Origin of the sequence: Niallia sp. M35 (assembly GCF_050971705.1) — a bacterium.
GTDB lineage: Bacteria > Bacillota > Bacilli > Bacillales > Cytobacillaceae > Niallia > Niallia circulans_A.
Genome location: NZ_JBPCEP010000001.1, coordinates 297,713 through 321,074 on the forward strand (window position 1 = coordinate 297,713; position 23,362 = coordinate 321,074).

23 protein-coding genes are annotated in these 23,362 nt (G+C 34.4%); 13 read left to right on the forward strand and 10 right to left on the reverse strand.

Annotated elements, in window-relative coordinates; translation table 11 throughout:
- Nucleotides 1–139: 139 nt before the first annotated feature.
- Nucleotides 140–310, forward strand: a complete 171-nt coding sequence (locus NiCM35_RS01415) for a sporulation protein Cse60 (RefSeq protein WP_095329266.1) — start codon at nt 140–142, stop codon at nt 308–310.
- A gap of 969 nt (nt 311–1,279) precedes the next feature.
- Complete coding sequence (locus tag NiCM35_RS01420) at nt 1,280–2,086, forward strand: EcsC family protein (RefSeq protein WP_433778337.1); 807 nt, start codon at nt 1,280–1,282, stop codon at nt 2,084–2,086.
- Nucleotides 2,087–2,177: 91 nt separating this feature from the next.
- On the opposite strand, the gene NiCM35_RS01425 is transcribed toward NiCM35_RS01420, so the two are convergent.
- Entirely contained in the window at nt 2,178–2,318 is a 141-nt protein-coding gene (locus NiCM35_RS01425; RefSeq protein WP_433778339.1) for a hypothetical protein, read from the reverse strand.
- Nucleotides 2,319–2,519: 201 nt separating this feature from the next.
- Entirely contained in the window at nt 2,520–3,113 is a 594-nt protein-coding gene (locus NiCM35_RS01430; RefSeq protein WP_164463791.1) for a DedA family protein, read from the reverse strand.
- 454 nt (nt 3,114–3,567) lie between these two features.
- On the opposite strand from NiCM35_RS01430, the gene psiE reads away from it, so the two are divergent.
- On the forward strand, nt 3,568–3,996 hold the full coding sequence (gene psiE, locus NiCM35_RS01435; RefSeq protein ID WP_249878698.1) for a phosphate-starvation-inducible protein PsiE: 429 nt from the start codon (nt 3,568–3,570) through the stop codon (nt 3,994–3,996).
- Between the two features lie 239 nt (nt 3,997–4,235).
- On the opposite strand, the gene NiCM35_RS01440 is transcribed toward psiE, so the two are convergent.
- From NiCM35_RS01440 to NiCM35_RS01450, 3 genes are read right to left on the reverse strand one after another with little or no spacing between them, the layout of a single operon-like run.
- Nucleotides 4,236–6,038 (reverse strand): ABC transporter substrate-binding protein, encoded by a 1,803-nt coding sequence (locus NiCM35_RS01440; protein WP_433778342.1) that lies wholly within the window; start codon nt 6,036–6,038, stop codon nt 4,236–4,238.
- Nucleotides 6,039–6,068: 30 nt separating this feature from the next.
- Entirely contained in the window at nt 6,069–7,583 is a 1,515-nt protein-coding gene (locus NiCM35_RS01445; RefSeq protein ID WP_095329271.1) for an ABC transporter permease, read from the reverse strand.
- A gap of 13 nt (nt 7,584–7,596) precedes the next feature.
- Entirely contained in the window at nt 7,597–9,057 is a 1,461-nt protein-coding gene (locus NiCM35_RS01450) for an ABC transporter permease (RefSeq protein ID WP_433778344.1), read from the reverse strand.
- Between the two features lie 135 nt (nt 9,058–9,192).
- Here NiCM35_RS01450 and NiCM35_RS01455 point away from each other — a divergent pair, with 135 nt between their 5' ends.
- Both NiCM35_RS01455 and murI read left to right on the forward strand, forming a co-directional pair.
- Nucleotides 9,193–10,923 carry an ABC transporter ATP-binding protein gene (locus NiCM35_RS01455; protein WP_095329273.1) on the forward strand — a complete coding sequence of 577 codons (1,731 nt, stop codon included), beginning with the start codon at nt 9,193–9,195 and terminating at the stop codon, nt 10,921–10,923.
- 254 nt (nt 10,924–11,177) lie between these two features.
- Nucleotides 11,178–11,963, forward strand: a complete 786-nt coding sequence (gene murI, locus NiCM35_RS01460) for a glutamate racemase (RefSeq protein ID WP_123257494.1) — start codon at nt 11,178–11,180, stop codon at nt 11,961–11,963.
- Between the two features lie 107 nt (nt 11,964–12,070).
- Here the strand turns inward: murI and NiCM35_RS01465 are convergent, their stop codons facing one another.
- The 3 genes from NiCM35_RS01465 to thrC all read right to left on the reverse strand — a co-directional run bounded on the left by NiCM35_RS01465 (nt 12,071) and on the right by thrC (nt 15,752).
- Complete coding sequence (locus NiCM35_RS01465) at nt 12,071–13,315, reverse strand: MFS transporter (RefSeq protein ID WP_433778347.1); 1,245 nt, start codon at nt 13,313–13,315, stop codon at nt 12,071–12,073.
- A 23-nt stretch (nt 13,316–13,338) separates the two neighbouring features.
- A complete protein-coding gene (locus NiCM35_RS01470; protein WP_433778348.1) occupies nt 13,339–14,265 on the reverse strand; it encodes a bifunctional helix-turn-helix transcriptional regulator/GNAT family N-acetyltransferase in 927 nt (308 codons plus the stop codon).
- Between the two features lie 212 nt (nt 14,266–14,477).
- Nucleotides 14,478–15,752: a threonine synthase gene (gene thrC / locus NiCM35_RS01475; protein WP_433778470.1), complete on the reverse strand. Its 1,275-nt coding sequence runs from the start codon at nt 15,750–15,752 to the stop codon at nt 14,478–14,480.
- Nucleotides 15,753–15,909: 157 nt separating this feature from the next.
- On the opposite strand from thrC, the gene NiCM35_RS01480 reads away from it, so the two are divergent.
- The 6 genes from NiCM35_RS01480 (at nt 15,910) to NiCM35_RS01505 (ending at nt 20,012) form a co-directional block, all read left to right on the forward strand.
- Nucleotides 15,910–16,800 (forward strand): LysR family transcriptional regulator, encoded by an 891-nt coding sequence (locus NiCM35_RS01480; RefSeq protein WP_433778350.1) that lies wholly within the window; start codon nt 15,910–15,912, stop codon nt 16,798–16,800.
- A gap of 75 nt (nt 16,801–16,875) precedes the next feature.
- Nucleotides 16,876–17,217 (forward strand): cupin domain-containing protein, encoded by a 342-nt coding sequence (locus NiCM35_RS01485; protein ID WP_123257498.1) that lies wholly within the window; start codon nt 16,876–16,878, stop codon nt 17,215–17,217.
- Between the two features lie 111 nt (nt 17,218–17,328).
- Nucleotides 17,329–17,685 carry a YunG family protein gene (locus NiCM35_RS01490; RefSeq protein ID WP_433778352.1) on the forward strand — a complete coding sequence of 119 codons (357 nt, stop codon included), beginning with the start codon at nt 17,329–17,331 and terminating at the stop codon, nt 17,683–17,685.
- Nucleotides 17,686–17,818: 133 nt separating this feature from the next.
- On the forward strand, nt 17,819–18,334 hold the full coding sequence (locus NiCM35_RS01495) for a DinB family protein (RefSeq protein ID WP_206427984.1): 516 nt from the start codon (nt 17,819–17,821) through the stop codon (nt 18,332–18,334).
- A 575-nt stretch (nt 18,335–18,909) separates the two neighbouring features.
- On the forward strand, nt 18,910–19,785 hold the full coding sequence (locus NiCM35_RS01500; protein ID WP_433778354.1) for a helix-turn-helix transcriptional regulator: 876 nt from the start codon (nt 18,910–18,912) through the stop codon (nt 19,783–19,785).
- A gap of 32 nt (nt 19,786–19,817) precedes the next feature.
- Nucleotides 19,818–20,012 (forward strand): DUF5661 family protein, encoded by a 195-nt coding sequence (locus NiCM35_RS01505; RefSeq protein WP_275068612.1) that lies wholly within the window; start codon nt 19,818–19,820, stop codon nt 20,010–20,012.
- A gap of 266 nt (nt 20,013–20,278) precedes the next feature.
- On the opposite strand, the gene NiCM35_RS01510 is transcribed toward NiCM35_RS01505, so the two are convergent.
- Entirely contained in the window at nt 20,279–21,235 is a 957-nt protein-coding gene (locus NiCM35_RS01510; protein ID WP_123257507.1) for an NAD-dependent epimerase/dehydratase family protein, read from the reverse strand.
- A gap of 70 nt (nt 21,236–21,305) precedes the next feature.
- On the reverse strand, nt 21,306–21,830 hold the full coding sequence (locus NiCM35_RS01515) for a TetR/AcrR family transcriptional regulator (RefSeq protein WP_433778357.1): 525 nt from the start codon (nt 21,828–21,830) through the stop codon (nt 21,306–21,308).
- A gap of 294 nt (nt 21,831–22,124) precedes the next feature.
- Here NiCM35_RS01515 and NiCM35_RS01520 point away from each other — a divergent pair, with 294 nt between their 5' ends.
- A complete protein-coding gene (locus NiCM35_RS01520; protein ID WP_123257508.1) occupies nt 22,125–22,565 on the forward strand; it encodes a cell wall hydrolase in 441 nt (146 codons plus the stop codon).
- 210 nt (nt 22,566–22,775) lie between these two features.
- Nucleotides 22,776–23,225 carry a collagen-like protein gene (locus tag NiCM35_RS01525; RefSeq protein ID WP_249878688.1) on the forward strand — a complete coding sequence of 150 codons (450 nt, stop codon included), beginning with the start codon at nt 22,776–22,778 and terminating at the stop codon, nt 23,223–23,225.
- The last annotated feature ends 137 nt before the right edge of the window (nt 23,226–23,362 follow it).

Consider the following 23,362-nt stretch of genomic DNA (forward strand, 5'->3'; position numbering starts at 1 on the left):
GTTAATTGCCATGGTGGCAATAATAGTTGGATGTTCGGCTGAAAGGGAACAAAATATAAAACATCTATGGATATAAAAATTACTTAAAGAGATTGTTCAATTAATAATAAAATAATTAGGAAAAGGCAGGTACAACCTTATGATTCAAACAAAAGTTATTTCGGAGAAAAATAAAAAATTCGAGAAACATTTAAATAAAGCGTTAAAGGAATTGGAAAATCATGAAGTAATGGATATTAAGTTCGCTGTGAACAATGACCCTATAACAGAAGAGGGAATTTATACAGCCGTTATATTATATAAAGCATAAGTTTACGAAGAATGCATCCTGTCTGGGATGCTTTTCTTGTCGGAGAAAAGTTGGGAAGTGTTATTCTGCCTTTTTAGCATCAATAATAATGCCTATATTTTATTTAATTTTCTTGTAAAAATAACCAAATTTAAAAGAGGACTTAAGAGGAATGTTTGGAGTGAAGAAGAGAGCCGCTATACGTTAAGTAATTTAACTAATAGAGATATAGAAGTGCAGAAAACCACTTCCAAGTGAAATTACCGAAAGCATAAATTATAATTCTAAAGAAGAACGGAGGAGAGTTGCAATACAATGCATTACCGCTATCCCTAAATCGAATGGAAAGGTGATGATAATATTTTAATAGAGCATCTATTAGGGATAATCTGTTACGCTTACGATGCCAACAGGAAATACAACTGTCAAAGAGGTAAAAGTGCTGGGTGAATCTGCCAAAGCAGTAACCTATTTAGAGCATTTTACTGATGATTTTTCAAGAGAATATAGATATTGAAGTGATTACGGAATAGAGAATACCAAAGAAGAGGAAAAGGAAGTTAATTAGAATTGGATGATCGCCTTGCACAAAAGCAATGTGAATGATTTAGAATACTTGCATAACAGGCCTGCTTAATAATTGCAAGGCTTTTTATTGTTTATTTTGCATAAGTGTTTATTTAAATAAATAAAAAATAGCTTTTAAAAGATGAGGATAATATGTTCCTATGTAATAATAGGCATTATTTTTATATGTAGGCCATTCCCTATATGCGTTAGCATTATTGATTCATACAGTGTACAGTGAACAACACACTCCCTAGTAAGATAAAAGAGAGCATGAGCATCGAGTAGAATAACTCTCTTTTTAATGAATCTTTTTTATATGAAAACTCGTATAAATGATTATCTTAAAAATCGAGTGAAATCAAATCTCGTCATTTCAATTCATTATGCATTTAAAAATAATTCGAAAAATGGGAGAAACAAATGGAATTGTTAAACAAAAATAAAGCAATGGAAAATCAAAAGCTGCTTAGAAAGAAATTAAAGAATATTGAAAAATGGGAGAAAAATCAAAAAGGTTTGTTCTTTTGGGAAAAAATCGGAAGACTTCCATTTGTGCTCTTGGATAAATTGACACCGACATACATCCAAGAGAAAATACATATACTATTAGATGAAATTGCCGTATATATTGATAATGGCGGACAGTATCTTGTGGATAATGAGAAAACATTGTATAAAGTTAAAAAAGAATTATCGTTAACGGAAGATGTGAAATTGGAAGATATAAAACATTTTCCGATTGATTCTATGGAACAGACAGCAGAAACCTTTATCAAAAATCGTGCGAAAAATGCCCGAATTCAAGGGGCTACAACTGGTTTTGGCGGTATTTTTACACTAGCTGTTGATATCCCCCTTATCTTTGGAATTACGTTGAAAACCATCCAAGAAGTAGCAGTAGCATATGGTTATGACCCTTCAAATAAGGAAGAGCGAATATTTATGATTAAATGTATGCAATTTACTTCTTCTGATATAGTTGGAAAAAGAGCCATTTTAAATGAATTGACCAATGCCTCTAAGGAGGAAGGTTTCGCACAGCTACAAGGGTGGAGAGAGGTATTTGCTTCTTATCGAGATAATTTCGGATGGAAAAAACTTTTTCAAATGATACCAGTAGCGGGAATGATTTTTGGTGCCTATATGAATAAAGCAGCCATAAAAGAGGTAGGGGAAGTTGCTAATATGCTTTATCAAAAACGAAGAATATTGGAAAGAATTGGATAAATAGTTGAACAGTTAGAAATCCAACCATATGATAAGGGAGGAAAGGGCAAAAGAAGAGCCCCCTTGATGGAACTAGAGGGCAGCTTTTAAATTATTTTCTTTTCGATTCCTGGATGGATACATGCTTTGGCCTTTTTGGATAGGATGCTTTTCCTGAACCATCTGGACCAGTAAGATCATTTCGCTGATCGAGAACTTTTTCCGTAAACTCAACTGGAATTTCTTTTTTCATCTTTACCACCTCCATTTAATAGGATGGGTAAAAATAAAAATCCAATCACAGGTAAATTTTCCATTTCCGATTTTAGCAGTAATCTCGATAGCGAGGGGGACATAGAAGTATTGCTACTATTCACTTAATCTATTATTACAGGAAAAAAAGAAACTAGCTTCAGTATGGTTTAAATACATGCTGGAGCTAGTCCTTTTTCAACTATTGTACCTTTACTTTTTTCCGTTTAGTAAACAGAAAAATAATAATAAATATTGCGATAGGGATTAATAAATAGTTCGTATATTGACCAAATACTTCGCCCGCTTTTTTCCATTGAGGTCCTAATTTATAACCTAAATAGACATACATCGCTGTAATGGGAAGCATGGCTAAATAAGTATAAATGATAAATTTCCATATATTCATTTTGGCCATTCCACAAGGAATCGAAATAGCCGTTCGGACTAACGGAATGAATCGTCCTAAAAAGGCGATACTTCCACCATATTTTTCAAAAAATTGATCTGATTTAGTAATATGCTCATCCTTTAAAAGAAAAAAATTTTTGAACTTCATAATGGCAGCTCTTCCGCCATAGCGGCCTAATGCATATAAAGTGAGTGGTCCCAATACACCGCCGATCGAACCCGCAAAAATAGCCATATATAAATTCATATCTCCTTCATATACCCAATAGCCAGCTAACGGTAGTACCAGTTCTGCTGGAACAAATTCAAAAGTTAATGCAAGCATAATACCAAAATAAGAAAGTCCTTTAAAGGCCTCTATCATTTGTAAAATCAAGTCTTCTATGGAAATCTCCTCCTATTATTTTTGTTAACGCAGAATTCAGACTACATCTTTATATGTAAGGTGAAAGAAAGTCCTTTACGTTATAGGTTAAGTATTATTGCTTTAATACCAATAAAGGAAAATTATACTATACAATTGTAAACCTGTCGAATAGGATTTAGCATAGCAAAGAAGAGTGAGGAACAGTTATCTCAAAATTGCTATTGTTATATGTCGAAAAATATAGTTTTGACGAAAGGTCTCGAAGACAGAAGTATGGTGAAAGGAAAGATTTACAGCAAAATACGTCATTAAGAAAGGGGATTTATATTAGCGATAGCCTGTTCAGGAGCATAGATTTGGAATGGAAAAGATGATGTAAATGAAGTATTAAAAAGCCTCCTTTTTAATGGTTAATAATACAAATATGGCTCATATTAAATAGATAACATACCTAATAAAAGGAGCTAGATGGATGCAAAGTATAAGAGCAAATCTAATCAAGTTTTTTACGCAACTGCCTATATTTTTACAAGCATTATTGAATAGCTGTTTGTTTCTTATAGGGATAACATTGAGTTTTCTTCTTATAAAAGAAACATGGTTTATCTTTTCATATGTCGCTTTTGTAACAGAGGATGAAAGAGATTATTATTTATTTACTGAGGAACTGCTAACTTTCTTCTTATACTTTGAATTTATAGCTTTAATAATCAAGTATTTTGATTCGCATTTTCATTTTCCATTACGCTATCTCATTTATATTGGTATTACAGCTATAGTAAGATTAATTATTGTGGAGCATGATGCGCCCATTAATGCCTTCTGGTGGGCATTGGCTATTCTTATTTTGATTATTTCATTATTATTAACGAATTTAAGAATTCTCAAGAGGGATTATTAGTAATACTTTTGAAAGAAGAAAAGAAGAGATCTTTTACCAATAAATAGTGATGGATATAGATAGGCTAAGCCTTTTTGAACCACAATACCTTTGCAAAAAGGTTAGGGTCAGCATTTTTACTCATAAATAGGAGAGAACACTATCTGAAGTTATTTATAAGAATATCCATAGAATAGAAGTTAGGATTGATGGGAAACTCTCTCTATCCTAACTACAAGATAGGATAGAGAGAGGAATAGTTATTTTCCTTCGTGGTACTTTTTTAAATATTCTTTTACTTTATCAGCATCAGCGTTTAACTCATTGCCAGTCTCTACTAATGGACTTACGGTCGAAACTGCTTTAATTTTATTGCCTTGATAATAGTTAATAAAGTCGTCTTGATTAATAGAATACAATACTGCTTTTCTTAAATCATCACTATTCGCTACTTCTCTATTTTTCGTATTGAATAATAAGTAGGTTACAGCGTTACTTTCTTGACGTTGCAGAGTAAGCTTGCTATCTTCTTCCACTAAATTATATTTCGTTTCAGGTACTCCATTGAAAAGGTGAATTTCACCATTTCGTAAAGAAGAAAGGGCGCTATCAGCATCTGCTATAAAGCGTACTTGAACAGTAGAAATTTTCGGCTCAACATCGGTACCTTTTTGGTATGCTGGATTCTTTAAGAATACTGCTTCGTAATCATTTTTATAAGAAAGAATATAGGGGCCGCTAGCAAATAATGTATTATTATATTTGTCGCCTTCAGTTACTGTATTTTGATCCCCATAAGGAATGTCTTTATTGATGTCAAAGGAAGCTACATCATACGTATTAATGCTTTCTACTTGTTTCTTAGAAACGATACCTGCCGATTGATGGGCTAAATAATTTAAAACTTGTGGGAATGGCTCAGTAGTAATGACTTTAACTACTTGATACTTGCCTTCCTTATTATTTGCATCTTTTTTATCAGAGACTAATTCTGTAATTTCCTTGTCAAGATTTTTTTCTAGTGCGGCTTTTATGGTTGTGCCGCTTCCAGCTTCTTTCGCATTTAATTCTGCTAAATCTGTCACAAGCTCCGTTGTTTTAATATGTTCATGAAGGCTGTAAGTACGGTGATCCGGAACAGAATTTTTGTCCTTGGCGCGGTCAAGCGAGAAGATAACATCGTCTGCACCAACTCTTTCTCCAGTATCAACAGCTTTCTTGTCTTTGATTTGTGCAAAATTAATATCATCTCTTAGTAAGAAGTAATATTCAGAATTTCCATCAGCGATACTGTAATTATGAGAAAGAGATCCTTCCGCAGTGACTTGGTCATCATCTGTTAAATTAATTAAACGGACATACATATTTGTATTTAATGTATTAATAGATCCATCATTTCCTTTAATCGGATCAAGAGAAGTTAGTGTAGAAATAGCTTGTTGAACAATTAATGGATCTGTATTTCTTTTGGAAGTATCTTTAAAGTCAATTGTTTCCCAAGCGATTGCTCTAGATTTTGCAAGTCGAACAGTTGCTGGATTCAAGACTTCTTTATTTACTCCTTGGGCTTTATAAGAAATGTATAAAGGAGCGATATAAGCTTTATCAAATACTAGTTTTTGTTCTAATTCCTTATATGTTTCTTTATATTCATCCGATGATTGCGTACTTGCCTTATCAATTAAAGTATCAATTTCTTCATCTGCTAAAATACTATAATCTCCGCCTGTTTTAAAGAGGGAGCGTACTGCATAATCTGGGTTACCTGTTACAGTCGTCCAGCTAGATACCGCAACATCATAATTTCCAGCATCTTGTTGTGCTTTGAAGCTCGCATAGTCTGGTTGAAGATTTAATTTAACGTCAAATCCATTTTTTATTAATTGATCTCTTAAAATATTGATGTCAGACTCACTTGTGCTGCTGCCCAAGATTTCAATAGTAGGTTTGGCACTTGTTTTCCCATCATTCCCTTTGTCTTCCTCAACACTTGATTTCGTATTGACACATCCTGCCGCGACTAAAACAAAGACAAGCAAAAAGGCTAATAAACTCTTTTTCATGCAAAATTCCCCCTAAATAATATGTTTTAATTAATCTAACTTAGGATCTAATGCATCTCGAAGACCGTCTCCCAAAAAATTGAAGGAAAGGACTAAGGCTATGATGCATAATCCAGGATAAATGGCAAGATAGGAATGGGATTCAAGATAGGCACTTCCGATTTTTAGAATATTCCCCCATTCTGGAATATGCGGTTCAACCCCTAATCCAAGATAGCTTAAACTGCTTGTAGCTATCACAGCACTGCCGATAGTAAGAGTTGACTTAACAATCATCGGTGCAAGCGAGTTTGGAACTGCGTGCCTAAACAAGATGGTAAAATTATTTGCTCCCAATGCTCTTGCAGATTCAATATATTCGAGATTCGTAATCATGAGAATATTTGCTCTCATCGTTCGCGCATATGTTGGGATAGAGCCAACACTTAAAGCGATAATGAGGGTGATTGTATTCGAACCGAATGCGGCAATAATGACAATTGCAAGTAAAATACCAGGAATAGCATACAATATATCCAATAGCCTCATGATTACGTTATCTGCTCGATTACCATAATAACCAGCTAAGGCACCTAAGAACCCACCGATAAATAATGGAATAATAGTAGAAAGAAACCCTACAGTTAATGAAATTCTTGCTCCGAAAATAATTCTAGAAAAAAGGTCTCTACCAAAATCATCTGTACCTAAAGGATAGGCAAGACTGGGTGTCTGAAGGATGGCAGCGTAATTATTCTCCATTGCCATATCTTTATCGAATGTTAGATAACTGCATATAGATAAGGCAAACAGAAAAATAATAAAGAATAGGCCAAGCATGGCAGAAGCATTGTTGGTTATTTTCCTCCACGTTGTATTCCATCCAGCTTTCCCAGACAGTTTTTCTTTTCTTAAATCACGCAAGAAATTTATTCCTAAAAAAAGGGCAAATAAGTTCCCTGATAGTCCAGTAAGGAACAAGATTATTGAAAGTACGATAATTTTTGTAGCGTTTAAAGTACTTCTGTCTTTTTTGGATAGAAAATAAAAGACGTAAAGATAAAAAAAAGAAATCGCAATGAGAATATACATGCCTAGTAAAAACGTGTCTGCTACATATGGTTTAAACAAATTTAAAGCAGAAACAGCAATCACGAAAAACTGTGTTAATAGCATGTAAACAGCAAATATATAGTCAATTGATTTTTTTTCTTTAATCAGTAAAAGTCCAGATGAAGCAGTAAATACATTTCCAAACAGTACACTTAATAACTGAATATATCCCCATTTTCTTGTTGATTTTTGAATAGAGCCAAACTGCTTCAGGTTTTGTTTAATCTTCCATGTAATCAATACCTGTATAATCGATACGAATAGATAGGCAGCAAATGCACTAAAGAAAAATGGCTTAATCGCAGCCGATGAATAATCAAAGCCATTGATTAAGAAAATGACGGTCAGAATAAGAGAAACGATTAAGGAAAAAACTGCTTGTGAATATTCTAAAGATACTTTCTGTGCTTGTTTTCTTCGGTAATGTGGTGTATCTACCGTATTATTGGACATCGTAACACCTGCTTTAATATTGTTTCATTTTCGTACGTATACGTGGGTCAAAGAATGCATACAATACGTCAATTAATAAATTTACTAGGGAAATCGTTATGGCAATATAAACCACTCCCCCCAAAATGCTCGGAATATCAGGTATAAATTGCTTGTCAACAATAAAGCTTCCTATTCCGTTAATATTAAAAACTTTCTCTGTCACAGCTGCTCCACCAAGCATTCCGCCAAACAATAGACCGATAACAGTAATGACGGGAATCATGGCATTAGTGACAGCGTGCCTCCATATTACAGTTGACTTACTTAAGCCCTTTGCCTTTGCCGTAATAATGTAATCTTCATTAATGATTTCAAGTGTAGAAGAACGCATCATCCTGGCAATAGAAGCAGTAAGACCTGTTCCAAGAACGACTGCAGGCATGATAATGGAAATCCAATTATCAGGTACGTATGTAGCTGGAAACCATTTTAATTTAATCGAAAAATTAAGAATAAAGATTAACCCTTGCCAAAAATTTGGAATAGATAAACCGATTAAAGCAATAAACATAAAACTATAATCAAAAATAGAGTTAGGTTTAGTTGCTGAAATAATGCCTATAGGAATCGCAATAAGGATTGCCATAATAAGCGATATAAAAGCAAGTGTAAATGTGATTGGAAACTTTCTTGCAATACTGTTTACGACTTCCTCATTTCCTGTGTAGGAATTACCTAAATCAAAGGTGAAAATTCCTTTAAAGGCTTGTATCAATTGGTGAAAATAAGACTGATCAAGACCATAGATATGATTAAAGTTGGCAATCTGATCTTTCGTTGCTGTTTCCCCAAGGATATTAACTGCCGGATCAAATGGTGAAAAATATAAAATAGTAAAGACAAGAAGTGTTACGCCAAAAATGACGAAAATGCTCATTATTAATCGCTCTAGGATGAACTTTAGATAGGGATTGATACAGATCAGCAAAAATACATACATCAGTAAACCAGGTAAAAACAAAAGGGAAATTATCTTTTTGTTTGTAATGAAAGCTAGGAAGGTTTCTGAAAAGGTTACCTTCTTGTTTCCTAACGCAAGCATTTTTTCCTTGCTTCTTTCCATTATGTCCGTTTGAAATTGCTCATTTGCCCATTTTCTCGCTTCTTTATCTAGTTTAGAGGGTGTATGTGCTTGATTGAAAAATTGTATCTTCTTTTCTAGTTGTAAGCGAAATTTTTTATGTAAGCTTTCCCAATGCCCCTCTTTACGTAATTGCTCTTCTATTTCTTCTATAAATTTTTTTGAAGGATCATTCTGTTTCTTGAACAAATACAGGAACAAGGCGAAGAGTGTGACAGGCAAGCCCAAAATATAGATTGCCCAGCGATAAACAGGTCTTTTTTCAAGCTTAATAAAGCTTTCTTGTACACGAGTACGGACTGATCTAGTACGATTTTTGACTTTGCTGCTTTTTACATGAACAGGTTCCAAAATATTGTTTCCCCCCTTTTTCTTTAAATTGCATTATTCCGACCTGTATAGTATATTTTATTTGTAGATATCAGAAAAATCAATACATAGTTTGAAAGAAAAAGAGAAATAAGAAAAAAGATAGTGGGGGAGATTATGGAAGTAGTATTAAAGGTTGATAATCTGAGAGTCTCATTTACTTCAAATGAACAAGAGCTTGAAGCGGTAAGGGGAGTTAGTTTTGATATTAAAAAAGGAGAGACATTAGGTATAGTTGGGGAGTCCGGTAGTGGAAAGAGCGTAACAGCTCGTTCTATTATGCGACTACTACCATCCCCGTCATCTCACTTGAAAAGTGGCGATATAACATTTTTGGGAGAAAATCTAGCAGAAAAAACGGAAAAGGAAATGGAAGGAATTCGCGGGAAGGATATTGGAATGATATTTCAAGATCCAATGACTTCTTTAAATCCTACGATTAAAGTTGGGAAGCAAATTGCAGAAGGGATTTCTAAGCATCAACGTCTGTCAAAATCAGAAGCGAAAAATCAGGCGATGGAATTACTGCGGCTTGTTGGCATAAGGCATCCCGAAGAAAGATTTAATCAGTATCCACATGAATTTTCAGGTGGAATGAGGCAAAGAGTAGTAATCGCAATGGCATTGGCTTGCCGTCCAACTTTACTTATTGCAGATGAGCCAACTACGGCATTAGATGTTACTATTCAGGCTCAAATTCTTGCTTTAATGAAGGAGATGCAGCAACGATTTGGCACTTCTATCATTCTAATTACACACGATCTCGGTGTAGTGGCAGGAATGTGTGATCGTGTAGTAGTGATGAAAGAAGGAGAAATAGTAGAGACTGGCACAACAGAGGACATATTTGAGCAGCCAAAGCATGTCTATACAAAAAAGCTGTTAAATGCTTTACCAAGACTTGATGAGAAAAAGAAGGTGAAACGAAAAGTCAGTATAACTTCAGAAGCCCTTGTTCACCCAATCCTTGAGGTTAATTCATTAAACAAGCATTTTGATCTTGGCAAGGGGAAGATAGTAAAAGCAGTAGATGACATTAGTTTTCATATCCAGGCTGGTGAAACATTAGGGCTTGTAGGAGAATCAGGATCTGGTAAATCAACGACAGGAAGATCGATTTTACGCTTGCATGAGCCAACTAGCGGCGAAACCCTATTTCAGGGAATTCCTGTTAATCGACTAACTAAGAAAGAGTTGAAAATGCTTCGACGTCATATGCAAATTATTTTTCAAGATCCTTATGCAAGTCTTAATCCAAGGTTTAAAGTGCTTGATATTATTGGCCAGGCGCTAGATATCCATCAGCTATATAAAGATCCTCATCTCCGTTTAAAAAGGGTAGAAGAGTTATTAGAACTGGTAGGATTGGAAGCAAGTCACGCTTACCGTTATCCACATGAATTTTCAGGCGGACAAAGGCAAAGAATTGGCATTGCAAGAGCACTGGCAGTGGAGCCATCTTTCATCGTTTGTGATGAACCGTTATCTGCGTTGGATGTATCTATTCAAGCACAGATAGTAAAGCTTCTAGAAGAACTGCAACAAAAACTGGGTCTTACGTATTTATTTATTGCTCATGACTTAGCTATGGTGAAACATATTTGTGACAGAGTTGCCGTCATGTATGCGGGGAAAATAGTAGAAATTGCCGAAAGCGAAGAACTTTATTCCAATCCTTTACACGATTATACAAAGGCATTACTTTCCGCCATCCCAATCCCTGACCCTAAGATAGAGAAAAATAAGAAGATAATGAATCCAATAGATAATCCACAAATAAAATATGAGGTGGAGAATACACAACTTAAAGAGGTCTCAACTGGACATTGGGTAGCGATGCCTGTTTAGCATTGCTGCTCTGATAGGAAAATTCATAATATTATACACTTGAGGTACTCCTAATTCATTAGATAGCTTTCATAATTTTGATTAAAAAAAATAATCCATAAAGGTAATAGACGTTTTTGTTACATTATAATTTCGCAAACTCTTCTAACTATAAAGGACAGTTTACCTAAACAAAAGATAGAACTTAAAAACATTTAGAAAAAATGGTATTCTTAATAAGTGATATAAATTCTTTAGAAGAAGGTTGAAAAGTAGTGAGAATAGGATTTTTTGATTCTGGGATTGGTGGAATGAGTGTTCTTCACCAAGCAGTGCGGTTGCTTCCAAATGAAGATTACATATTTTATGCAGATACCTTACATGTTCCGTATGGTGAAAAATCAAAAGAAGAAGTACGAGATTATATTTTTAGTGCAGCAGATTTTTTAGCTGATCAAGGTATTAAAGCATTAGTGATTGCCTGTAATACGGCAACTAGTATCGCTGTAGACGATCTTCGCCAGAAATATGATTTTCCTATTTTGGGAATTGAACCTGCAGTAAAACCAGCAATTCAAAGCTGTGAAGGGAAACAAAAAAAGGTATTAGTATTGGCAACTAATTTGACTCTAAAGGAAGAAAAGTTTCATAATCTTGTCAGAAGTTTGGACCAGCATGATATTGTGGATAGTTTAGCTCTTCCAGGTCTTGTCCAATTTGCTGAGAACTTTGAATTCAGGGAAGAGAAAGTAATCCCTTATTTAGAAGAACAATTGGCTTCGTTTGATCTTAGGAAATATGGAACAATAGTGCTTGGATGTACCCATTTCCCATATTTCGAAAACAGCCTAAGAGCAATATTCCCTGGGAATACGAATATCATTTCTGGAAGTATTGGAACGGCAAAGAACCTGAAAAGAACTCTTGAAGAAAAGAATCTAATTAATATAGAGGGAACTGGCGATATTACATTTTTCCAATCAGATATTAAGATAGAAGCTCAAGAAACATTAGCAAAGTATAAAAAATTATTAGGAATATTAGATAAAGTAATATCTTGATGCATTTCGAAGGTTGTCTTTATTAATTTAGTCAACATAATAGGGTAAGGTAAATAGAGAGGTAAGCCTGTTTATTCGGCTTACCTTTAATCTTGTAGTTATTTTTGCTAGTTTTCTTTTTGCGTAATTTTATTAGGTTCAGGGAGGAATATGTTTAAGATGGCTGCTCCTACTAGGATTATAATGGAAAAATAAAAAGAAATAGTATAACTACCTGTTTCATTATAAAAGAAGCCTGGTAAATAAGCGCCCAATGCTGATCCTATTTGATGACTAAGAAATAGCCACCCTAAAATGAATCCAATGGAATATTCCTCAAAATACTGCGTTGCCAGCAATTGCGTTGGAGCAACAGTAGCAAAGTCGACCAATCCAAAGATTACTGCAAAAATAAGTAATAAAGTGGAATTGTGACTAGACAAGAGAATCGCAATAGATAATGCCCTTATTCCATATAAAAGGAATAACATTTTGCGACTGCTCCAGCGGTCAGCAATTATACCTGATAGTAAGATACCAATAATATTAAACCCAGCCAGTATACTTACGGCAGCACTAGTAACACTTGTTGAAAAACCATGATCATGCGAAAATGGTATAAGATGTGTATCCATTAATCCTGTGGTAGTAAAACCACAGATCGCAAAAGGTAAAATTAAAAACCAAAACTGTCTTCTTAGAAAGACATTCCATATGGAAGTGTTTGTATCTAGAGTCTTTTTTGGAACTGAATCGTCTTCGGCAATTTCGCCGCCAATAGGAACTAACCCTTTCTCTTTAGGATGATTTCGTAAAAATAAAAGGACGATAGGAAAGACAAAAAGCACTAAAAAGGCGCCTAAGATAACAACGGTCATTTTCCAATTTAGTAAGTGGATCAGCAAAAGGGATCCAGGGACGAGAAGCATTTGTCCCGCACCAAAGCCAGCCTCCATAATTCCAAACGCTAGTCCACGTTTTTCATTAAACCAATTGGTTACAACTACTGTTGCAGCTACATTAGAGGCTCCTCCCACACCGAGAGAAACCATAATTCCATAGAGAAAGAATAACTGCCAGGGATGTGTTACAAAAGCCGTGAGAAAAATACTTATACCTACTAAGAAAGTGCTAAAAGATAAAATGAGCCGAGCCCCCAATTTATCTACTAGTCTCCCAATAAGTGGTTGAGACAGTCCATAGATGACAAAACTCAACGTGGAGATAAGTGAAATGGTTCCTCTATTCATGGAAAATTCTGTTTCCCACGGCTCAACAAAAGCTCCAAATGAAAGACGAACACCTTGGACGGCTAGAAAAGTCAAAAATGTAACAAAAACAATAATCCATGCGTAATGAAATGTTCTTTTCATATTTACCCCTCAAATAATAGTAATTAGCTTTTTCTTAGATCTAAATCCCAGCGTTCTTCTATTAAATCGGCTCCCCACAAAGATTTTTCCTCTTGTATTTCCGTTATTTCAAACCCAAATTTTTTATATAGTGGTCTAGCTGTAACCATTTCACTAACAGTCCAAAGAAAAATTTGCTCATAATCATGTTCTTTACAATATTGGATAAGAGCGTTAATAAGTTGAGTACCGATTCCTTTTTTGTGAAAGGATGGATTTACTAAGAACCATCTTAACTGTCCTATGTTATTGCCATCATTCACTAAGCCAATACAGCCTGCAAATTCGCGATTTATTTCTGCAATCCAGATTCTTTCGATATCAGCACGAAATGTCTCCTCCAGATAGGCTAAAAAACTGTTATCCCATTTATGGAGTTGATTATAAAATAACCATTGATGTTTAATCATGTTGTTAATATCTTCTAAAGTATAATAACTTCTAATAGAAACGGTCTCCTCGTTTTTTTCGTTAAATGAGGCAGAAAGAATTTCTTGGATTGTACACATGGAGGCTATTAGCTTTTGCTGCTGCTCAGAATTCAAAGATTCACGTATGTATTCTACTTGCTGATTAGCTTTTTTCTCCAACTCTTTGTAAATCAATTCCCCATGACTGGTAACATATAAAAGATGATTACGGCCATCATCTTTACACTTTTGCTTATAAACCATTTTCTCTTTTTCGAATTTTTTGATAATTCTACTTACATAACCGCCATCTAAATCTAATCTTTCTTGAATATTTTTGGCTGTACAATTTTCTGTGTTATAAATTTCAAAGAGAATACGAGTTTCTGTTAATGAAAAAGGGCTATTATAAATATGTTCATTTAGAAAGCCCAACACATCTGTGTAAAACCTATTGAATTTTCTGAATTCAAACCCAAACTTACTCTGCACATCTATCATTTTTAACACCTCAATTAATAGTATAATGTCATTATTTTCTTATTCTAGTCAAAATACTTGCTGAAGTCAACTATTTATTGAGCGTTATTTTTTAAAAGATAAATAGGTTAGTTTGCATGTAAAGTAGGAAAAAACGTTCCTGCTGGGATAGGAACGTTTTTGTTAAAGGGAGACTAATAAGTTTTCGATCAGCCGTCAAGTTCTTTCGACTTTCATTTTTCACTTTTCATGCTATTACTTATGCTGCTCAGTGATAGATTAGTATGGTGAATGTTATTTTTATAGGTGGCATTGGTATTTTCCACGTGATGGTAGTACTTTAAAACATCCGTGTCTTTGAGAATATTTCCAGTCAGAATACATAAGGCGGATTCTTCTTTATCAATTACCTGTTTAGAAACTAAATTGCGCAGTCCGGCAATGGTTGCTGCTGAAGCAGGCTCACAGCCAATTCCGCTTTTATCAATCATAGCTTTAGCATCAAGAATTTCCTCATCTGTTACAGATATAGTAACTCCCTGTGTTTGGAATAGAGTATGCAATGCTTTTTTCCAGCTTGGTGGATTACCGATATTCAACGCAGAAGCGCGAGTGTATGGAACAGGCTCAGGAATAAGTTCCTTTTTTTGTTGGGATACCATTTTATGAAATGGGCTAGCGCCTTCTGCTTGAACAACTGCCACTCGCGGCATTTTCTTAATTAATCCCAGCGTATATAAATCAGATAAGCCTTTTCCTAATGCTGTTGCATTGCTTAAAGCACCACCAGGAACGATTATCCATTCAGGTAATTCCCAGTTTAAATACTGTGCGATTTCATAAATAATACTCTTTTGTCCTTCAATTCTAAATGGATTGATAGAATTACAAACATATAATTCAAGCTCACGGCTATATTTTTCTAAAAATTGAATGCCGTCGTCATAAGTCCCTGGAAAACTAAACACTTTTGCACCATAAGAAACTGTCTGCAGGACTTTATTTAAAGAGATATCTTTATCTGGGACGAACACATAAGAATCTGCGCTAGCAATGGATGCGTACATCGCTAAAGAAGAAGAAGTATTTCCGGTCGACGTACAAGTGAACTTCTTATACCCTAAGGAGTTTCCATGAGAAACAGCAACAGTCATGCCGTTATCCTTAAATGAACCACTAGGGTTCTCACTTTGTGCCTTGACAAAAACTTGTTTAAGCCCTGTATAAGTTTGTAGTAATTCTGAAGCATATAATCCTGTATTCCCTTCATATTTTGTGACAATAAAGTTATCAGGCAACTCAGGAAAGATTAACTCTTTGTATCTCCATACTCCACTCGCATAAGGTGTCATCCGTTCTGAAAGTCGTTCTTTAAATAAGTGCTTTAAAAAATCAGCATCGTAATGTTGGAAATCATGCACGATATCAAGTAGACCTCCGCATGAACAATGATAGGAAAATTCACTTGAAGTAAATTCTTTCTTACAGTCAATACATATAAATTTCATCATTTTGGGTATCTTCTAGATCCCATTCACCTCTTTAAAAGAAAATTTTTATTGCGAATTAGTTTTTGTAATTTTAGAATAAAAGGAAATAATAAATAAATCTAATATATATTTATTTGACATTGATAACTTTTATCTATGAATCTAGAGGTGTAATATGAATCTTCACGCATTGAAGCTATTTCACATCGTGGCTGAAAAAGGAAATGTTACTCGCGCTGCAGAGGAGCTGAATATAAGTCAACCCGCTGTAACAGCGCAAATAAAAAAATTAGAACAAGAGATAGGGATGACTTTATTAGCACCGAAAGGAAGAGGGATTTTATTAACGGAAGTAGGAATAGAACTTGCCAAACACACTAAAAGAGTATTTTCCCTTGAAGGAGAAATGGAAGCATATCTTGACCAATATAAAAATGGTTCGATTGGAAAGCTGCGTATTGTTGCAACCTATCTTCCAGCAAATTTCCTGTTGCCTAAATGGCTTGCAAAATATAAGCGAAGATATCCTGAGGTTGAAGTAGAATTAACTACTACTAATTCGCTTAAAGCGATGGATCAAATAATTAATTATCAGGCAGAAATAGCTTTCATTGGTGGGAAAAGAGAGTCCCATCCATTTCTAAACACAAGCGAATTATTTGAGGATGAAATGTGGTTTGTAGTGCACAAACACCATAAGTTTGCTGCAAAAAAGGTTACATTAGGACAAGTTATGTGCGAGCCATTTATATTTAGAGAAAAGGGCAGTTCTGCGCGGGAAAAGTTGGTTTCGCTATGTACAATAAACAGCATTAATCAACCAACCGTCGGCTTACAAATTAATGGATTAAATGAAGCGATTAGGGTTGTCATGGAAGGTTATGGGATTACTTTTGTCTCATCTCTAGAAGTTAAAGAATATATTGCTCGTGGAGATTTAGCAAAAGTGAATGTAGAAGGGGTTGAGTTAAAAAACCCTATCTCTATCTGCAGGAGAAGAGAAGATGAACTTTCAATGCCTGCCCATCATTTCATTGAAATGGTTATGAATGACGAGAATAATTAACTCGTAGTTAGAGAGGAATAATGGTAAAAAAGCTGGGTGAGGTTGTGTTATTAATACAAGGGAGAGAGAAAAAGAATGAAAAAAAGCAAAAGCAATGCGGAACATTACCTATGGGGAGATAATTGTGATGGATGGCATTTAGTGAAGAGCCAAGATTTGAGTATAATTCATGAACGTATGCCTGCTCATACATCAGAAGTAAGACATTATCATCAACACGCACGCCAGTTTTTCTACGTCTTATCAGGAATAGCTATGATTGAAGTAGATGGCAAAGAAATAGCTTTGAATCCACAAGAGGGAATAGAGGTTCCACCTTTAGTTCCACACCAAATGTTTAATAAATCAAATAATGAAGTAGAGTTTTTGGTGACTTCTCAACCAACAAGTAAAGGGGATAGGGTTTTAGTGGATTAAAAAAGCCTATGAATGAATTTAAGAAGAAGTCATGTTATTTTGTTAGAGTAGGATTGCTAAAAAATAGTAATCAGGAAAAATATGCTTTTGTAACAGGGGGAACTGAATTATATGGAGAATAACTCATTAAAAATAAAACAGATAGAAGAAGCTCTGTATAAATCTTGGTCTTTAGAATCAAGTTCAAAATGGAGTGCGGACAATCCAGCAAAGGGACATTGTGGTGTAACCACATTAGTAGTAAATGATATATTAGGTGGAGAAATTAAAAAAACTAAACTTCCTGATGGATGGCATTTTTATAATGTTTTGAATGGAAAACGATGCGATTTTACAGCATCTCAATTTAGAGAAGCTATCGTATACATGGATTTTCCTTCAAACAGAGAAGAAGCATATATGGATACAAATGAGAAACAGTATAATTATTTAAAACAAAGAGTTTTGAAAAACTTGGATATTACTTGAATTAATGATGCTTTCCTTTAGAGTTTGGATAGCATTTTCTTATGGTGTACAACGAAGTATGTCAGTTTCATAGGAAAAATTTTATAGGAAATATAATTGTGGATTATATTGGTAAATGAAGAGGGGAATTAATATGCTATTAGATTTAAAGGGCGATTCGCAAATGGATCCAATTGTCGGAATGCTATATTCCATGGTAGAAAATAATTATCAAAGACTCAAATCGATTGTGGCTGGTATGGATCAAGAGGAGCTAGAATACAAAGGTCCTAGTAAAAATGACAATAGTACGGCGCAATTACTGAGACATTTAATGTATGTTGACTTAAATTGGGTCTACCGAATAAGAGGAAAGCTAATTCCCAAAGAACTTGAAGATAGATATGGACCAATGTTAGATAAAAATAATCAATTACCGCAAGTTACAGATATTTCATTAGATGAACTTCTAAACGAATATGATTATGTTTTATCATTGCTTAAATCTTTATGCTGCCAGCTAACGGATAAAGATTTACTTCAAACAGTGGAATATGAGGATGGAAACGATGCAACTATTCAATGGGGAATTTGGCATCTGGCAGATCATAACAGATATCATCAAGCTCATATTAATCAATTGCGCAAATGGTTTAGTACATACAATTAAAAGGTTTATGTTCCATAAAGAGATAATAATAGTGGATGTCAATAGAATAGGGTGGAAAACAAAATGGATAATGGGTAAAGAAAACAAACTCTAATTTAGTAGTGAAACAAATTCGTTTCGATATTCCTATATTTTTCCAACCTTTAAACATTGTTATTAGGAAAAATGGAGCAGACAGAATACACATGGATTCATTGGAAGCTTTTTTAGAGCCTGCAGGTGAAGGGAGACCGTGTCTTAAAACTTTAAAACCTATAAAAGCGAAGTGTATCCAATCTGCAGGGATTACCACCAGCTTTCTTTCTTAAAATAAAATAACCGAACAGTTATGCGAAAATTCTTCGTATAATTGTTCTTTTTTTATTTGGTTGGAATATTACTCCCAAGAACCTTACAGTTACTTGTTCCCTTTTTCTTATTCGACTTGAAACCAGTATAATAGGAACAATCGTTTAATTATAAACCAACTTATCCACAAGAGAAAATCTCTACCGGATTAAAACATAATAAAGCTAGCAAATAATATCAAAAAATATAATCGGCTATCCTCTAATATTATAAGTGAGGTGAGTAAGGTGTATCGCAAAGTAGCTCAAGATGTAATTTGTTTTCTAGAAGACTATTTGTTAGAAGATTGGCATTTAGAGGATTATGCATCAAAAATCGGTTATTCAAAATTTCATTTATCACGGATCTTTAAAGAGGAAACTGGATTGACGATAAGTGAATATATTCGAAAACGAAGACTGGCAACTGCAGCAATGCAATTATTATATTCAGATGATTCACTAATTGACATTGCGTTTAAATTACATTTTCAGTCACAAGAAGCTTTCACACGTTCTTTTAAAGAGCTATATACAATGCCGCCAGGAAAATACCGCAGAGTAATGCGAATACTTCAAGGAATGGAGGAAAAAGTGATGAGTGATCATACAATAATTAAAGGATGGAATTTAAGCGGTTCAAACCCAGCATTATATGAAATGAGAACAGATGAACAAGTATTTCATACAGGTACGAAATCAGGCTTGTTAATTTCAAAAGCAGATATAGGAGAAGCACAATTTGGAACAATGATGCAAAGTTTTTCTGCAGATAATTGGAAAGGAAAACGTATTAAAATGTCTTGCTTTATAAAGACAGAAGAAGTTAGAAAGTGTGGAGTTTGGTGTCGAGTAGATAATGCTTTAAGCGATGTAATCCAATTTGATAATATGGACGATCGATCGATAGAAGGTACAACAGATTGGAATTTTTATACGATAGTTTTAGATGTTCCAAAAGAAAGTAAATCGATCCATTTCGGAGTCTTGCTAACAGGAACAGGTAAAGTATGGGCTGATGGTTTTAAATTTGAAGAAGTAAATCTTTCTGTGCCATCGACTAATATGCTGATACGAGATACTTTACCACTAGAGCCAATTAATTTAGATTTTAATGAAGGCTGATGATTTTTTCTATTAGTTATTGATTTACTGCTATTTTCTACGTTACGGCTGATCGGCCTATTATTACTGGAAAGATTGTATTAACTCATCTTAATGAGTTCCCTGATTACTACAAAAAATTAAAGGCACTGGAAGAGGAAGCGAAAGCATTTGGAATAAAGGATAAAGCCGGGGCTTATATTGCAGAACGAAATAGCCAAATTGTAAAGATGAAAAATCGTTCATAAAATTAATTAGTTCAAAAAAATAAAGCATCTTGAAGACAAGATTCCTATTGGTATCAGGGCAACAGCGTGAACTACACGAGGGTTTAGCATTGATTTAGTAGTAAGATAAGTGTATTCACGCTGTTGGTATTAGAAATAAACTTTCTTGAAACCGCCTTGAAAAATCTGAAAGATTATGAGAATCCTTCTTTAGTCTTTCGTTGAAATAATTTAGAAGCTAAAATAATTATGTCCTAATCTCTCAATATCTGAATATATTATTTAGCTCACTGCGTGTCTTTTTGAATGGAGCGAATTGTTTCGGCTAAACCTACTTCAAATGAAGTTTGGATTAAGGAACCAATTGTCTTTTGATACTTGCTGCCATCTAAGTAAACAGGAGTTTCTGTTAAATAAGACATTTCAACCATCTCTTTCATGACGGGGCTGAATATTCCAATCAGTTTTAACATGTATCTTGTTAAGGGGATTACCGGAGCTGATTTTCCTGCTGAAGATTGGGCTATCTGGATGAGTCTTTTTCCGGTTATAATCTTTCCTGGGATATTCCAGTTTTGACCATATGCATCATTATTCATAGCAAGTTCTATAATCATTTTTGCTGCATCGGGTAGATATACATACTCCCTTGGAATAGAAAGAGAACCAATATAAGCAGATATTTTTCCTTTTGCTATATTTACCAACGTCATCCCCAAATAGGAGTTGAAATTTGCTGTAGGTCCATAATAATCTGGAAGTCTAATAATCATTGGTTCGGCCTTTGTCCACTCATTACTGAAAATTAGTTTTTCTAATTCAAGTTTAATTTTCCCCTTCTTTGTATGGGGATTTTTTGGATGTTCCTCATCGACTAACGGGGTTATTGCTTTTCCATAGGGATATATTCCATCAATAAATACGATTTTTTTGCTAAGTTTATTTGCAGCAGTCATGACACCTTCTCCTAAAGGAATTTGAGAACGATGCATTTCCTCATATGGAACAGCTGCACATTGAAAAATTACGTCAACATCTTTAGCAGCCTCATAAATACTGTTATAGTCAAAGGCATTTCCTGCTTTCAATGTCAATAAATTGCTATTACTCAATTTTTCTTTTAAGCTACGAAGTTTTTCCATCGATCTACCAAAAGCTATTGTTTTAATTCCTCTATTTAGTAATTCCTCTGTAATGGCAGCTCCAGTACCGCCAGTTGCACCTAATACAATAACATTTTTCATAATAAGTTCCAGCCTCTCTATTTTATTTAGTGATTGATCAATAACTAAATTTTAATAAAATAGACGATAGTTAGTCGTCTATTTCCATTAATTTTGGCAAATTTAAAGCTAGTGATATGTTACACAACATTCCACGGGCTAAAAATAATAAAGTTTTTTCAGAGGGGTTAGAGACAGCAGCTGTTTGAAAGGCCGTATATACGATAGAATGTACCTTTAAAAACTCCTCTTGCATAAGTGTAACTATATTAGTTTCTCTTATTGTTTGAGCCTGCATTTGTAGCAAGATTTCATTTTCATAATTCCTCATAATTCCTTCATAAGCCTGAATAAGTTCCTTTTCTAGATTTTCTGCAGAAGCAGCTTGAATAACTTGTGTAAAAGCAGCTTGAATTCTAGACCATGATAATTTTAAAGCTTCTTCTAGTAATAGTTCTTTTGAAGAAAAAAAACGGAATATATAAGGCTGAGAAATCTCCGCTTTATTAGCAACCTTCATTGTTGTTGCCCGATAATATCCTTCTTGTGCAAACACTTCGATGGCAGCAGATAAAATTTCATCTCGGCGATTACTTCTATTTTGTTTTTCTTTCAATAAATTCCCATCCTTTTATTTAGTGATTGATCAATTACTAAATAAAATATAATGTATAGTTGGAAAAAAATCAAGCATAAACAGTAAAGATATAAAATCAGTTAGACATGACCTATTCTTAGTTGAAAAAATCAACTTTAAGAGGGGGTGTGTCAGGCAATAAAAAGAAATAAAAAACAGTACATTATAACTGTGACCTACAGAAACCTTTCCCAGCTAATAGGGGAAGCCGATATTTACTTATCAAGGTCTATAAAGTATTGTTTTCTCATAAAATATTTTGGAGGTGAAAAAATGGCAAGAATAGCATACAGGGATGCAGATATTGATTTAATGGCAAGAATGATGAGAGCAGAAGCGGAAGGTGAAGGAAACCAAGGAATGCTCTATGTCGGAAATGTGATTGTTAACCGTGTTGTTGGAGATTGTTTAGATTTTAAAGATTTACGGACCGTTGAACAAGTCATTTTTCATGTTCAAGGAGGTAATTACTCTTTTGAAGCCGTTCAAAAAGGAAATGTCTTTTATCAAAGAGCAAGAGAATCAGAAAGACGGTTAGCGCTTCAAAATGTGAAATACTGGAGAGATCATCCAGCAAAATTTGCTTTATGGTACTTTAATCCATCTGGTCCATGTCCAACTACATGGTATGATCAGCCGTTTACTGGTCAATTTAAACAACATTGTTTTTATGAACCAAAGGCCGGAACTTGTGAAAGTGTTTATAGAGGATGAATATTTACAAATAAGCTGAAAACATGCATGTTATTTGCATATTTTTGGCTTTTTTTATAGAGGAAAATAAAAATATACCCCATATTTTAAGCTGGCAAACTAGTAATTGAAGAAAATGGGCAGTCATTTATACAACGGATAAGCTACCTATAAATCAGGAAAACATACAATACTTTAGACATTGATAAAATATAAGGTGGTTATGTTTGTATGTATAATCAAGAAGTATACCCTACTACAAATGCTTATCAACAATCAGAGAGACTGAATTTTCTATTCCCAATAGCTCCAGGACCTATTGGAACTCCAGGTATACCAGGGCCTGGAGTTGGAGGTCAAGGAGGAATACCTGGTTTCCCAGGACCAGGATTCGGAGGACCAACAGGTATCCCTGGATTACAACCTTCACAAGCTCCAACAGCACCTCCTCCACCATTTATTCCGCAGCAAGCAATGGCTTCACCATTTGCGATTGATCCAGGTGCTATTAGATTATGTATGTTTCGAAATACTTTTATATGGCTAAGTAATGGAGATGGCTTTTGGTTCTTCCCAGTTTTCACAGGACCAAGATCTGTAGCTGGTTTTAGATGGAACGGTAGATTTTGGATGATTTTTGGTATTGATACAAGGAGAATTGTTTCGTTTACATGTTTTTAAATAATTTTTTTTAGGGCGATGCTTCCAAGCATTGCCTTTTGTTTTGTTTAATCATATATTGCTATCTATACTTTGAGATTGCTAACAGCAAAAAAATAGGGAAGAAAAATAGCTGGCAGTTATTTGCTTCAAATAGC

What these genes read in the sequence shown, in the direction of transcription:
- NiCM35_RS01440 (WP_433778342.1), bottom strand. Translation starts at nt 6,038, where the DNA reads ATGAAAAAGAGTTTATTAGCCTTTTTGCTTGTCTTTGTTTTAGTCGCG.
- NiCM35_RS01525 (WP_249878688.1), top strand. Translation starts at nt 22,776, where the DNA reads ATGTATAATCAAGAAGTATACCCTACTACAAATGCTTATCAACAATCA.
- NiCM35_RS01490 (WP_433778352.1), top strand. Translation starts at nt 17,329, where the DNA reads ATGGAGAATAACTCATTAAAAATAAAACAGATAGAAGAAGCTCTGTAT.
- NiCM35_RS01480 (WP_433778350.1), top strand. Translation starts at nt 15,910, where the DNA reads ATGAATCTTCACGCATTGAAGCTATTTCACATCGTGGCTGAAAAAGGA.
- thrC (WP_433778470.1), bottom strand. Translation starts at nt 15,752, where the DNA reads ATGAAATTTATATGTATTGACTGTAAGAAAGAATTTACTTCAAGTGAA.
- NiCM35_RS01510 (WP_123257507.1), bottom strand. Translation starts at nt 21,235, where the DNA reads ATGAAAAATGTTATTGTATTAGGTGCAACTGGCGGTACTGGAGCTGCC.
- NiCM35_RS01420 (WP_433778337.1), top strand. Translation starts at nt 1,280, where the DNA reads ATGGAATTGTTAAACAAAAATAAAGCAATGGAAAATCAAAAGCTGCTT.
- NiCM35_RS01520 (WP_123257508.1), top strand. Translation starts at nt 22,125, where the DNA reads ATGGCAAGAATAGCATACAGGGATGCAGATATTGATTTAATGGCAAGA.
- NiCM35_RS01455 (WP_095329273.1), top strand. Translation starts at nt 9,193, where the DNA reads ATGGAAGTAGTATTAAAGGTTGATAATCTGAGAGTCTCATTTACTTCA.
- NiCM35_RS01485 (WP_123257498.1), top strand. Translation starts at nt 16,876, where the DNA reads ATGAAAAAAAGCAAAAGCAATGCGGAACATTACCTATGGGGAGATAAT.
- NiCM35_RS01495 (WP_206427984.1), top strand. Translation starts at nt 17,819, where the DNA reads ATGCTATTAGATTTAAAGGGCGATTCGCAAATGGATCCAATTGTCGGA.
- NiCM35_RS01425 (WP_433778339.1), bottom strand. Translation starts at nt 2,318, where the DNA reads ATGAAAAAAGAAATTCCAGTTGAGTTTACGGAAAAAGTTCTCGATCAG.
- NiCM35_RS01445 (WP_095329271.1), bottom strand. Translation starts at nt 7,583, where the DNA reads ATGTCCAATAATACGGTAGATACACCACATTACCGAAGAAAACAAGCA.
- NiCM35_RS01465 (WP_433778347.1), bottom strand. Translation starts at nt 13,315, where the DNA reads ATGAAAAGAACATTTCATTACGCATGGATTATTGTTTTTGTTACATTT.
- NiCM35_RS01415 (WP_095329266.1), top strand. Translation starts at nt 140, where the DNA reads ATGATTCAAACAAAAGTTATTTCGGAGAAAAATAAAAAATTCGAGAAA.
- NiCM35_RS01470 (WP_433778348.1), bottom strand. Translation starts at nt 14,265, where the DNA reads ATGATAGATGTGCAGAGTAAGTTTGGGTTTGAATTCAGAAAATTCAAT.
- psiE (WP_249878698.1), top strand. Translation starts at nt 3,568, where the DNA reads ATGCAAAGTATAAGAGCAAATCTAATCAAGTTTTTTACGCAACTGCCT.